Genomic DNA, 12174 nt, shown 5'->3' with positions numbered 1-12174 from the left:
GGGACGCAATCCCATCGAGAAAGGAAAAATCATGACAGAGCCCAACAAGCGAGTAGTACAGCGCCGAAGCGATGGCGACTGGGAGGTACGGAAGCCAGGAGCCGATCGCGCCAGCGCCGTCACCTCGACACAGGCCGAAGGAATCCAGCGCGCCCGCACCATCCTCGGCAACGACGGGGGCGGCGAGTTGCAGGTCCGTTCACTCAAGGGGACGATCCGCGCACAAGACACGGTTGCGCCGGGGAACGACCCAAGGTCATCCAAGGGGTGACCTCGGCGCGCATGTTGGTAATGGAGTTCCTTGCATAGGCGAAGGCGAAAGAGGCTCGACGTGGGATACCGGACCGAGGATGTTTGGGCGACGCCGCACGTCGCGGGCAAGAACGTAGTCCGTCAGCTGCTGGTCCCGGCTCACGACAACGTCGAAGTACTTGAGACTGAGTCGGGCCTCGAAGTGGTGAACACCCCATTCGGGCACTGGTCCGTAACCCGCGCCGATAAACTCCCAACCGAGGGGCCGCTTGCAGCGAGGCTTCCGGCCCGCCGATCAAAGAACTCCCAGATCAGATGGGCAGGTGGTCGAGAGGCGGTTCAAGCGAGCGACGTCATCCGATCCTTCGACGGTGCCATCGGGTTCACCGCGCATGACCAGCCTCACAGCCTGCGGCGCCCGCAGATCGCGGCACTTCACTCCATTGTTGGCTATCAGTCCTCCGGCCTGTCCGAGCCTGGGGTCGTCGTCATGCCAACCGGCACCGGCAAGACGGAGACCATGCTGGCATGGCTGGTCGCGCAGCAGCCCGAACGCGTTCTCGTGGTCGTCCCCTCAACCGCGCTTCGCGATCAAATCGCAACCAAGTTTGAGACCCTGGGAATCCTTCAACTCGAAGGCATTGTCGACCGCTCTGCACTACGCCCCAGGGTCGGACGGCTAGAAGGACGGTTCGTCGATGAAGCCGAAGCGAGATCCTCACCGACCTGCAACGGGCCGGGAAGATTCTGCACTTCGGAACCTCCACCTTCCCCGCCCACTCTATCGTCGAAGGGCAGTGGATCGCACGAGACCGCGGCTTGTCCCGGTTCATGACCGAGCAAGTGACCTACTCGATCTTCTCCCGAGCGATCGAAGCAGACGTACTTCCCATCACCCAGCAGTACCGGATGGGCGTGCTGGTCTGGTCACCCCTGGCAAACGGATGGCTCGCGGGAACCGTCACGCGCGACCAGCCCGTCACCACCCACCGCGCTGCCCTCGCCAGGAACGACTTCGACCTGACCCTGCTGGAGAATCAACGCAAACTCGACATCGTCGACGCTCTCCGCGACATCGCCGCGGACCTTCAGGTGTCCCTCGCCGAACTCGGGCTCGCATTCGCGACGTCCCACCCGGCTGTGACCTCCGTGCTCGTCGGCCCCCGTACTCCGGAACACCTCCGCCAAAACCTCAAGGCCGCAGACCTCACCCTCGACGACGCGACCCTCGACAAGATCGACCAGCTCGTCGCCCCCGGCACCGACGTCGCCCCGCAGGACCGCTACCCCGTACCGCCCAAAGCGATCACCAACCCCCGGCTACGACGCCGATGACTCCCTCGGGAAGCACGCACAAAAGTGCTAACGAAAAGTGCTAAGCAACCTGTAGCTCGGCGTATCGCGGTGGAGTCATCCACAGGTCACATGTCACAGTTGATTTCATGCGGCAGAACGCCCTGTCGAGATTCACGGCGTTCGGGGGTCGAGGTCAGTTCAAGTGGTCCATCCACGGCGGCCCATAGATGCACCGGCCGTCCGGCGAGGTTTAAATCCAAGCCATCTGTGGGGTCTTGGACCCTGGTGCGTACCTCCTGAGCACGACCCGTGCCAGGAGGTTCTCAATGCCCACGTTTTTCGATTCCAGTGCCGACGCCGCTGAGGCGTCTGAGGCGCTGCGGGGTCTCGCGCACGCGAGTCGCACGTTTGATCAGCCTGCGCAGATGTATGGGGTGATCGGTGACCTGTCCTCTGGGATGCGGTCGCTGCTCCAAGTACTGGAACAACTTGCTGACGTGCATGAGCGGAAGGCAGCGCACGCGTTCAATGACGACGGCGACCATGCGGCCGGTGTCCGCGACGCGCTCGCGACGGCCGAAGAGCTGCGCCGGTCGGCTCGCCTGGTCGATCAGGCCTATGACCGCCTCGCGGAGGGATTCGTTTCGGCGGGGCGGATCGCGTGGCATCCCGAACCCGCCGTCGAGGAAGCGATGCCGTCGCGGTGGATCAACGTGGTGTTCCTCCAAGGCGACGAGGCGGATCGGCCGTTGCGCATCCTCGGTGAGCTGGGGCATGTCGATGCGGTGGACTACCTCGCGCAGTGGGACTACGGCGAGGAGACCACGCAGGCGGCGTTGGAGAACGGGTACGTCTACGACGAGCCCGGCGAGGGCACCAGCGACCAGGTGATGATGTCCGGCGACTACGCGCTGGTCGTGAACCCGCACGTCGGGTACGTGTCGCTGTTGCGCCGCCATCCCGAACCCGACGCAGACGCCGAAGTGATCGATGAGCCGTCGCCGTCGCAGGATGGGCCGGAGTTGCTGGTGTCGTACTCGTCGCCGGGTGCTCCGAAGCGTCGTGACGTGCCGCCAGCGAAGCAGGGGCGGTCGTGGTTCGAGCCCGCGAAGATCACGGCGGTCAAGCAGGCCCGGGGGCTCGAACTGTGAACCAGGATCGTGAGCGGCTGCACACTGCCGTGCTGGTCGCGCCGTCGAAGGAACGCCGCAAGCTCCGCAAACAGCGCCGCCGCGCCGAAGCCCGGCTACACGCCGAGCAGCACAAGACCGAACTCGCCGTCGCGAAAGCACGGGCTGAGGCGGAGCGGGCGGAGCGACGCGCCACGATCTACCTACCGAGGAGTGGTGAGGCGGGTGGCGCGCAGCTCGGGACGCCGGGGCGGTTCCGGCTCCCGCGCCATCAGGACACCTCTGCGACCTTGGCGGGGGCGTACCCGTTCGTCGCCGAAGGCGGCCTCGGTGCCGATGGGGTGTTCGTCGGGCAAGACCTCTACTCGGGCGGTTCGTTCGTGTACGACCCGTGGGTGCTGTACGCGCGCGGCATCATCACCGCCCCCAACGTGGTCTTGGCGGGGATCGTCGGCTCGGGCAAGTCCTCTCTTGCGAAGTCGCTGTACACGCGGTCGCTGCCGTTCGGGCGGCGGGTCTATGTGCCGGGTGATCCGAAGGGTGAGCACACTGCGGTCGCTGAGGCCGTCGGCGGTCGAGCGATCGTGCTGGGCCACGGGCTCAACACCCGGCTGAACCCGTTGGACGAAGGGCACCGCCCGTCCGGGTTGTCGGATGAGCAGTGGGCCTCCACTGTCGCCGCCCGCAGGCGCGACCTGATCGGCGCGCTCGCCGAAACGGTGCTGGCGCGGGGGTTGTCGCCGTTGGAGCACACCGCCATCGACCTGGCGTTGACGCATACGGTGCGGGAGAACGAGGTGCCGATCCTGCCGATGGTCGTTGACCGCATCCTCAACCCCAGCACCGACACCGACGGACGCCTCGCCGAAGACGGCCGCCTCGCCGGGCACGCCCTGCGGCGTCTGGTCGCAGGTGACCTCGCTGGACTGTTCGACGGCCCCTCCACCGTGGCTTTCGATCCGACGCTGCCGATGATCTCGCTTGATCTGTCGCGGGTGACGGAGAACTCGACGCTGATTTCGGTGTTGATGACGTGCTCGTCGGCGTGGATGGAATCGGCCCTGCTTGATCCGAATGGTGGGCAGCGGTGGGTGATCTACGACGAGGCCTGGCGGCTGATGTCCCACCCCGCGCTGTTGCGGCGGATGGACGCGCACTGGCGGCTCGCCCGGCACTACGGGATCGCGAACATGCTGATCTTCCACAAGCTCACCGACCTCGACAACGTCGGCGACCAAGGCTCCGCCATGCGCTCGCTCGCCAACTCGTTGCTGGCGAATGCGGAGACGCGGATCGTGTACCGGCAGGAATCCGACCAGCTCGGACCCACCGCCCAAGCACTCGGCCTGACCGGCACCGAGCAGCAACTCCTCCCGAACCTCGGCGTCGGCCAAGGGCTCTGGCGGATCAAAGCCAGGAGCTTCGTGACCCAGCACCAGCTCCACCCCGCCGAGCTCGCCCTGTTCGACACGACGGCGCGGATGGCGACCAGACAATGATGCTGTTCAGGAGACCGGCGGCGTGGTAGATGAGCGCGTGCTTGTCATAGCGGGTCGCGATGGCCCCCCATTGCTTGAGGTGCCGGAGACGGCGTTCGATCATGTTCTGGCTCTTGTTTGACGGGTGCCCCAGGGCAGGCGGACCGTATCTGCTTGTCCAGGGACTGAGGGTGGATGCCACAGCGCGGAGTCACGGCTTGGTTCGAGCGCTAGTCGAAGCGTTTTGGGACTATGCGGGGAGGCTTGACGGATATCGAGGTCGGATCGCCGTCGGAGTCGTTCGATGGTGTGCGGCGCACCCACCCGCTTCTACGAAGGGTGCGGGTTCACGGGAGTTGGGACGCGCGCCCGCGCCAGGCACACCTGCCTCCCACGTTCTCATGGAACTGGTGGGCCTATCGAGTGCTTGCAGGTTCCTCTTGACGCTGTGAACGGGAGGCGGATTCGTCTCGACTGCTGAGACCGAGGAGTACCCCCGCGAGGACGAGTGCGGCACCTATGAGCTGGGTGAGAGCGATCGAGCCGGTGCCGACCAGGGCGACGGAAAACAGCGACGCGAGCGGCACGAAGCCATTGAAGAGTCCTGTTCGACTGGCGCCAAGGCGTGACATCGCCCCGTACCACAGCAGCATGACGAGCACGGTAACCCCGATCGCCAGGAACGCCAGCGCCCCGAGTTCAGTCGCGTCGGGGACACGGAGCATCGTCGCCCCGGTGCTGATCTGGATGCCCGCCGAGGTACCAAGTAGGACAATCGCGGCGATGGTGCAGCCGTAGGTGGTGACGGTGTAGGAGCCGAGGGTGGGGATCACGGGTGCGCCCAGCAGCGTGATCGAGGCAGCACCGATCATCGCGGCGAGTGACCACACCACCCCTTCCACGCTCCACTGCAGGCCGCTATTCGCAGATGCCTGGGCAATGAAGGTGCCGGCGAACACGATCGTCGCAGCCGCCATGAGCCGCAGAGCGGGCCTGGTGCGGGTCTGCGCGGCGCGCACGAGCACGATGAACAAGGGGGCCGCGCCGATGGCGACGCCGACGTTACCGGGCTCGGTGACCGAGGTGGCGTGTACGAGCATCACCCCGTACCCGGCCATCCCGCACACGGCGAGCAGCACCAGCCAGACGGTCTCTCGTCCCGTCGGGAGCCGGAACCGATGCCGTCGGGCGAGCCCCCAGGCGAACAACACGAGAGTGGCGACTGCGAAGCGCACGGCTTGTCCGCCGAGGAGCGGGTAGTCGTGGAGCAGGCTCGCTGCGGCGACCGATCCGCCGATGAGCGCCACGGAGAGCGCGCCAAGGCCTGCGCCGATCCGTTCCTGCTGATTCCATGTCACCCGACCATCCTCACGTCTCCCTGTCATTAGCAGAAGTGGCAGAATGCTTACAGTCCAATCAGCATTGCTAACAACAGTCCGGTTGATAGGTCGGAGGGTCGATGATCGAGCTACGCCACTTGGAGATGCTGCTCGCGGTCGCAGAGCACGGCAGTTTCACCGCCGCCGGACACGCGCTCCGGATCACGCCGTCGGCGGTGTCGCAGCAGATGTCGGCGCTGGAACGGATGACCGGCAGCGTGTTGTTCGAGCGCAGCACGCGCGGCGTGACGCTGACACGGGCGGGCCGCCTGCTCGCCACGGCCGCGCAGTCGATTCACGGCGAGCTTGCCCGCACCCGTCAGAGCCTCGCAGCGTTGGAGACGGGCACGCCGACGCTGACGATCGCGTCGTTCACGAGCGCCGGGGAGCGCATCCTCGCGCCCGCCCTCGCTGATCTCTCCGAACGCTACGGGCAGCCCGTCGATGTGACCGTCCTGGAAGCCGAACCCCACGACGCAATCAAGGCCGTGCGAGACGGTCGCGCCGACCTTGCCATCACCTACCGGCTCGGCGACACCGCACCGCCCGAAGTGGGCCTGCGGTACCGGCCGCTCGTAACCGACGCGCTGCGCCTCGTCGTGCCCGCGCGCAGCCCACTGGGCCAGAGACGGAAGGTGGCGTGGTCTGACCTGGTCGGAGAGTCATGGATATGTGGGTGGGGAGGTCTCGGCGACATCTTCGACCGGTTCGCCCGGGAGCATGGGCTCGAGCCGCAGGTGGCGTGCCGGTCGAGCGACTACGACTTCATGCAGGCCCTTACCGGCGCAGGCGTCGGCCTCGCCCTCATACCGGAACTTGCGCTCACCAGCCGCCACGACACCACTGCGCTGCCGATCAGCCCGACAGCGAACCGGCACATCGGCGTCCATGCCGCCCCGCGCCTTGGGCCGGATCACCCGGCGCACGCGCTCGAAGCTCTCCTGCACGAACGTGCCCGCCCTGCCCTGTAGCGGCCCGCACGGCATCAGCATGCAGACTCGGCTCTGTGCGACGTCCGTTTGACGGAGGTTGATCAGGTGCGTGTCGTGCACCTGAACTGCATGGCTCATCACCAGTTCACCGACCCTGCGGAATCGGCACCCGTCGAGCTGCCTAACGTCGTCGTCACCGTCGATGACGACGGGACACTCGCCGCGACAGTCGATGGCGTCGACCATCCGCAACCAGCGGCGGGTGCGTGGACTCGGGCGACGTTCGGGCCGTTGATGGACGAGATCACCAAAGACCGCACCGTCTCGGTCCGGGTCGAGGTCCGCGAGTGCGACGGCGGGGTGTTCACCGATATCATCCACGCCCGCAAATCAGCCCCACCCGCACGAGCGGCCGAGCAGGAACCGGTGCCAGGCACGCGGCGAGGTCGCCGCGCCGCCGCGCCGCGAGCCCTGCGGCTCATGGAGGTTGAGGGCGAGGGCTTCGTGGCGGGTGAGGATGTCGCCGTCGCGGTCATCGTGAGCCACACCGACGCCGCCGGAACCGGTACCGCTCGGGCGCTGGTCGATCTCGACGACCTCCCGCCCGACGCGACGGGCGAGGTGATCCTGTTCGGGCGCATCTCGGGCAAGACCGCGATTCGGCGGCTGCAATGAACCCGAGACAGGGCGGGAGCATGGGTGACGAACTCACCAACGCCGCCCTCATCGCCCTGATCGGAGCCTTCGGCCTCGCCCTCGCTCTGCGCGGTGCCGGATCGGTCGCCGCGTTCCTCTCCGGCACACCCCAACCGACGGCAGGACCGGCGTCGGGGCTCGGTGTGCTGTTCAACCCCGCCGACCCCGCTGGGGCGCTCGGCGCGGTAGGTCTCAGCCCGGTCGTCTACTGGATCGTCACGACCCTGCTGCTCGCGGTGCTCGTCGTCGGTGTCGCGTGGGCGTGGATGTGGCTGCGCCGCCACAACCGCAAGACCGAGACCCACCCGCACCGCCTCGCCGGGATCGCCACCGCGCACGAGGTCAAGACCACGGCATCCGCGAAAGCACTCCTAGGCCGCGCCGGAACCCTACGCCCATCCCTGACCACGCCGACCCCCGAGGATGTCGGCTACCTCCTCGGCTCAAGTCGCGGCACTGGGGTGTGGGCGTCGGTCGAGGACTCGATCCTGCTGATCGGCCCGCCCCGTTCCGGCAAAGGTCTGCACGTCGTCATCAACGCGATCCTCGACGCACCCGGAGCCGTCGTCACGACGAGCACCAGGCCAGAGAACCTCACCGCCACGCTCCGCGCCCGCCGACGCATGGGTGGGCCGGTCGCGGTGTTCGACCCGCAACACCTGGCCGAGGGCATCCCCGCCGGGCTGCGCTGGTCACCCGTGCGCGGGTGCCAGGACCCTCTGACCGCGATGATCCGCGCCAACGGCCTCGCCGCCGCCACCGGCCTCTCCTCCGGGGGCGTTGAATCCGGCGGGTTCTGGGAAGGCAAAACCCGCACCGCGCTCCAGGCACTGCTGCACGCTGCCGCACTCGACGGCCGTCCGCCCGCTGAGTTGTTCCGGTGGACCCTCGACCCCAGCTCTGCGGCCGAGGCGGTCTCGATCCTGAACTCGTACCCGAACGCGGCGATGGGGTGGGGCGACTCTCTCGGCGCGATGATCGACGCCGACCCCAAGACCCGCGACAGCATCTGGCAAGGCGTCTCCCTCGCCCTCGCAGCCCTCGCCGACCCCCGCGTGCTCGATGCCGTCACACCCGGACCGCACGAGCAGTTCGACCCCGAGACCTTCCTTACCCAGCACGGCACCCTCTATCTACTCGCCACCGGAGCAGGGGCCGGCGCGTCCGCAGCGCTCGTCGCCGCGTTCGTGGAAGACCTTATCGAAACCGCCCGCAGACTCGCAGCACGCTCACCCGGAGCCCGACTCGACCCGCCTTTACTGCTGGCGCTCGACGAGATCGGCAACCTCGCACCCCTGCCGTCGCTGCCGATGCTGATGGCCGAAGGCGGCCGCACCGGGATCACCACCATGCCCGTCTTGCAGTCCCTCGCCCAAGCCCGCGACCGGTGGAGCGAGAACCAGGCCAGCGCGATCTGGGACGCCAGCATCGTCAAGATCATCCTCGGCGGCGCGTCCAGCAGCCGCGACCTCCAAGACCTCTCCACCCTGATCGGCGAACGCGACGAATACACAGACTCGGTGACCCTCGGTGATCGCGGCACCCGTTCGAACCAGCGCTCCGTACGGCGGGTTCCGATCCTGCCACCCGACCGCATCCGCACCCTGCCCTTCGGCACAGGGATCACCCTGCTGCGCTCCGCACCACCCATCGTCACCGACCTACGCGCCTGGCCCAGCCGCCCCGACGCTACCCAGCTCCGCAACGACCGCACCGAACTCGAAGCCCTCCTACGCCGCCCCGCCCCCTGACGCCACGGTCTGGGCGCCGGGGCGCACCTGCCTGATACAGCGGCCACGACGAGCTGGCCGCCTGAGATCAGGAGGAGGCCATCATGGCCATTCGCACTCATCAGTCCATTTCAGGCTTCGTCGCCTCGGAGCCGCAACTGAGCTACACCGAACGCGGGGATGCGCGGCTCTACATGAAGGTCGGAATCGAGCACTACCGCAAGGAGCCCGACAACACCTTTACGCAGTTGGAGACTACCTTCCACGACCTCATCGCATATCGCGGGGCCGCCGAGCAGGGGGCCGAGCGGATCGCCAAGGGCGACAACATCATCGCCGACGGCCGTGTGCGGGAGTACTCCTACGAGCGCAACGGACAGCGCTACGAAGGTGAAGAGTTCATCGCAACTCGCATCGGCCACGACCTGGCGCGCACGCGCTACGAGGTAGATCGAACCGAGCGCATCTCTGGCCGAGACGGCACCGCCTTCACCGCGCCACAGCGTCCCGCACCGTCGAACGCCGCGACCATCGGAATGTGAACGGCGAAGCCATGACTGACTCGTCCGGCCCCGAACACGATGACCTACCGCCTGAGGCAGAATCGCGGTCGCCTCGGTTCGATACTCCTGAGCCGCCGCACCCGGTCAACTGGAATCTGCTCACGGCCAATGATCTCGAAGCGGAGCTGCTCGAACTCAACCGCTGGGTGGATTGGCTTCGCCACACCTACGGCCTTCCGGCCAGTGTCGTGCCGCCGTACTGGCATCGGCACCCCGAACTCCTCTGGGAGCTATCCGCCCTGCACCTGCACTGGTTGTCCGCCTACGACCCCGAGCAGGACGGCTCAGCACCCCTCGGGTGGCACCGCGACTTCGCAGACGCACGCGCCCGACTTCGAGACTGGGTCGCGGCGTGCGGCACACGCCTCGACAGGGACCGACCAACCCGCCAGACGAGCTGGCCCGGCGAAGACCCTGCTGCGCCCGTCGAGGACTCACCCATCACGGATCGCGATGAAGACTTCGTACGGTTCGTGCTCGATCAGGTCGCAGCGCGCCAGGAGGCCGAAGACGCCTTCTTCGCGGCCTTCGACCCGGACACCGGCGAGGTGTGAGTCATGGCGCGGCGGTACACGCGAAAGACGGGCCAGCGGCAGCAGAGCGAGCGCGAACTGACGATCCGCGCCGACTTCCACGAACCGCCCGACCTCGACAAGCTGAGCGAGCTGCTCATCCGTATCGCACTCCAGCGGTCCGGGTCGTGCCCCTCGGGCGGATCGACCACACCGAAGCGTCCCCGTGCCTCGGTGGACCCCTCGTCGTAGAATGTACGCATCCGTCGCGGATGGCGGATGTTGTGGTCCTAGCGCTTCGTCCTCGTGGCGAGGCAAAGTAAACGTGGCCGACTCGGCCTAGTCCTACAGCCTTCGGGCTCTTCTCACGATCAACATCCGCCGTCACATCAGTCCGCGTCGGCAGGACCAGTGACTGTGGACAAGAGCCATGACGACCACCGACGCGAACCGCGCCGCAATAGACAGCCTCGTAGCGCCGACGCCTTTCGTCGGCACGATCGCCGTCTCCTACCTCCGGGTCTCGACCAAGGAGCAGGCAGAGAAGGGCGGCAGCGCCGAAGGCTTCTCGATCCCAGCCCAGCGGGAAGCGAACCAGCGCAAGGCCGACCAACTCGGCGCGACCATCGTCGAGGAGTTCGTCGATGCTGGCGAGTCCGCTCGCAAGGCCGATCGCCCTGAGCTGATGCGGATGATCCAGTACGTCACGAAGTACAAGACGAACTACTGCATCGTCCACAAGGTTGACCGGCTGGCTCGCAACCGCGCCGACGACGTGACCATCCACCTGGCACTCAAGGACGCCGGGGTGACGCTGGTGTCGGCGACCGAAAACATCGACGAGACGCCCTCGGGGATGCTGCTGCACGGCATCATGTCGTCGATCGCCGAGTTCTACTCGCGGAACCTGGCCACGGAGGTCGTCAAGGGCCTGTCGCAGAAGGCAGCGCAGGGCGGGACGGTGTCGAAGGCGCCCATCGGCTACCGCAACATCGGAGTGCGCGACGAGTTCGGTCGCGAGGTTCGTACCGTCGAACTGGACGAGGAACGGGCACCGTTGGTTCGGTGGGCCTTCCAGGTGTTCGCGTCCGGGGATTGGTCGACGAGCCAGCTCCACCATGAGCTGGTGGCACGAGGCCTGACGACCGCACCTTCACCGCGTCGTCCTTCTCGGCCAATCGGCAAGTCGTCGGTGCATCGGATGCTCACGAACCCGTACTACAAGGGCTGCGTCCGCTATCAAGGCGTCACCTTCGCCGGAGCACACGAAGCACTCGTCCCGAACGAGGTGTGGGATCAAGTCCAGACCGTGCTCGGCACTCACCGATCAGCGGCGGACGCGACGCAGATACACGAGCACTACCTGAAAGGAACGGTGTTCTGCGGGCAGTGCGGCTCCCGACTGATCGTCTGCAACGCGAAGAGCAGCCAGGGCACGATCTATCCGTACTTCGTCTGCGGCAGCAGGCACGGCGGCAGGGGCGACTGCACCCGCCAAGCGATGCTCATCGAGCACGTCGAGCGGCTCGTCGAGCAGTTCTACGATCACGTCCAGATCAGCGCGGAGACCAAGCTCGCGCTCTCGTCGATGCTGCACGCACGGTTCGACGAGATGATGTCCGAGGGTGCCGCGGAGCTCGCGGACCTCGCCACGCGTCGGACCCAGCTCGAAGACGAGCAGGAAAAGCTGCTCCGTGCTCACTACGCGGGAGCGGTCCCGTTGGAGCTGCTCAAGCGGGAGCAGGATCGGATCACGGCATCGCTCGAGACGATCCAGAACCGGATCGACGCCCACCACGGCGAGTACGCCTTCGCCCGCACGAACCTCGATGACTCGCTGACCCTGCTGTCGAACGCGGCCGACATCTACAAGACAGCCGACGACGCGAACCGTCGGCTGTGCAACCAGGCGCTGTTCAAGGCGATCTACGTCGATGAGGACAACGACGTTCGGGTCGGCTACAGGACACCGTACGACGGGCTGAGCATCGAAGGCTTGCAGGCCGACGCCCTCACCTGGGCCGCCGAGGCAAGAAAGTTGGGCCAGGCTCGAACCTCGACCAAGGGCGGTCCCTTGGTCGAAAGTTCAAACCTGACCCATTTGGGGTGAGTGACGGGACTTGAACCCGCGACCACCTGGACCACAACCAGGTGCTCTACCAGCTGAGCTACACCCACCAAGTCGCTGCTGACAGCGACGCCAATC

13 protein-coding genes and 1 tRNA gene are annotated in these 12174 nt (G+C 66.6%); 12 read left to right on the top strand and 2 right to left on the bottom strand.

What is annotated here, in order from left to right; genetic code table 11:
• The 5 genes from ABF401_RS18510 to ABF401_RS18490 form a co-directional block, all read left to right on the top strand.
• On the top strand, nt 1–271 hold a 271-nt coding region (locus ABF401_RS18510), incomplete at its 5' end, for a DUF2188 domain-containing protein (protein ID WP_353511055.1).
• Between the two features lie 60 nt (nt 272–331).
• Entirely contained in the window at nt 332–1087 is a 756-nt protein-coding gene (locus ABF401_RS18505; protein WP_353511054.1) for a DEAD/DEAH box helicase family protein, read from the top strand.
• Nucleotides 979–1587, top strand: coding sequence for an aldo/keto reductase (locus tag ABF401_RS18500; protein WP_353511059.1), 609 nt, complete (start codon nt 979–981; stop codon nt 1585–1587). Before ABF401_RS18505 ends, ABF401_RS18500 begins: the two co-directional genes overlap by 109 nt.
• 287 nt (nt 1588–1874) lie before the next feature.
• A complete protein-coding gene (locus ABF401_RS18495; RefSeq protein WP_353511053.1) occupies nt 1875–2699 on the top strand; it encodes a hypothetical protein in 825 nt (274 codons plus the stop codon).
• Nucleotides 2696–4177 (top strand): putative type IV secretion/conjugal transfer ATPase, encoded by a 1482-nt coding sequence (locus ABF401_RS18490; protein ID WP_353511052.1) that lies wholly within the window; start codon nt 2696–2698, stop codon nt 4175–4177. The genes ABF401_RS18495 and ABF401_RS18490 overlap by 4 nt, the downstream gene beginning before the upstream one ends.
• A gap of 395 nt (nt 4178–4572) precedes the next feature.
• Here ABF401_RS18490 and ABF401_RS18485 read toward each other — a convergent pair whose 3' ends face one another.
• Nucleotides 4573–5541, bottom strand: coding sequence for a DMT family transporter (locus tag ABF401_RS18485; RefSeq protein WP_353511051.1), 969 nt, complete (start codon nt 5539–5541; stop codon nt 4573–4575).
• Between the two features lie 74 nt (nt 5542–5615).
• Here ABF401_RS18485 and ABF401_RS18480 point away from each other — a divergent pair, with 74 nt between their 5' ends.
• The 7 genes from ABF401_RS18480 (at nt 5616) to ABF401_RS18450 (ending at nt 12078) form a co-directional block, all read left to right on the top strand.
• Complete coding sequence (locus ABF401_RS18480; RefSeq protein ID WP_353511050.1) at nt 5616–6506, top strand: LysR family transcriptional regulator; 891 nt, start codon at nt 5616–5618, stop codon at nt 6504–6506.
• 255 nt (nt 6507–6761) lie between these two features.
• Complete coding sequence (locus tag ABF401_RS18475) at nt 6762–7142, top strand: hypothetical protein (protein WP_353511049.1); 381 nt, start codon at nt 6762–6764, stop codon at nt 7140–7142.
• On the top strand, nt 7139–8914 hold the full coding sequence (locus tag ABF401_RS18470; RefSeq protein WP_353511048.1) for a type IV secretory system conjugative DNA transfer family protein: 1776 nt from the start codon (nt 7139–7141) through the stop codon (nt 8912–8914). Before ABF401_RS18475 ends, ABF401_RS18470 begins: the two co-directional genes overlap by 4 nt.
• Before the next feature lie 83 nt (nt 8915–8997).
• The gene (locus ABF401_RS18465; RefSeq protein WP_353511047.1) at nt 8998–9435 is read left to right on the top strand and encodes a single-stranded DNA-binding protein; all 438 of its coding nucleotides are present in this window, start codon (nt 8998–9000) and stop codon (nt 9433–9435) included.
• A gap of 11 nt (nt 9436–9446) precedes the next feature.
• Nucleotides 9447–10010 (top strand): hypothetical protein, encoded by a 564-nt coding sequence (locus ABF401_RS18460; protein ID WP_353511046.1) that lies wholly within the window; start codon nt 9447–9449, stop codon nt 10008–10010.
• A 3-nt stretch (nt 10011–10013) separates the two neighbouring features.
• Nucleotides 10014–10220 carry a hypothetical protein gene (locus ABF401_RS18455; protein ID WP_300149202.1) on the top strand — a complete coding sequence of 69 codons (207 nt, stop codon included), beginning with the start codon at nt 10014–10016 and terminating at the stop codon, nt 10218–10220.
• A 178-nt stretch (nt 10221–10398) separates the two neighbouring features.
• Complete coding sequence (locus ABF401_RS18450; RefSeq protein ID WP_353511045.1) at nt 10399–12078, top strand: recombinase family protein; 1680 nt, start codon at nt 10399–10401, stop codon at nt 12076–12078.
• On the opposite strand, the gene ABF401_RS18445 is transcribed toward ABF401_RS18450, so the two are convergent.
• Nucleotides 12071–12146: transfer RNA gene (locus ABF401_RS18445), tRNA-His, on the bottom strand. The genes ABF401_RS18450 and ABF401_RS18445 overlap by 8 nt on opposite strands.
• Nucleotides 12147–12174: the final 28 nt, after the last annotated feature.

Origin of the sequence: Intrasporangium sp., assembly GCF_040414665.1 — a bacterium.
Lineage (GTDB): Bacteria > Actinomycetota > Actinomycetes > Actinomycetales > Dermatophilaceae > Intrasporangium.
This window is presented reverse-complemented; position numbering and strand designations above follow the sequence as displayed.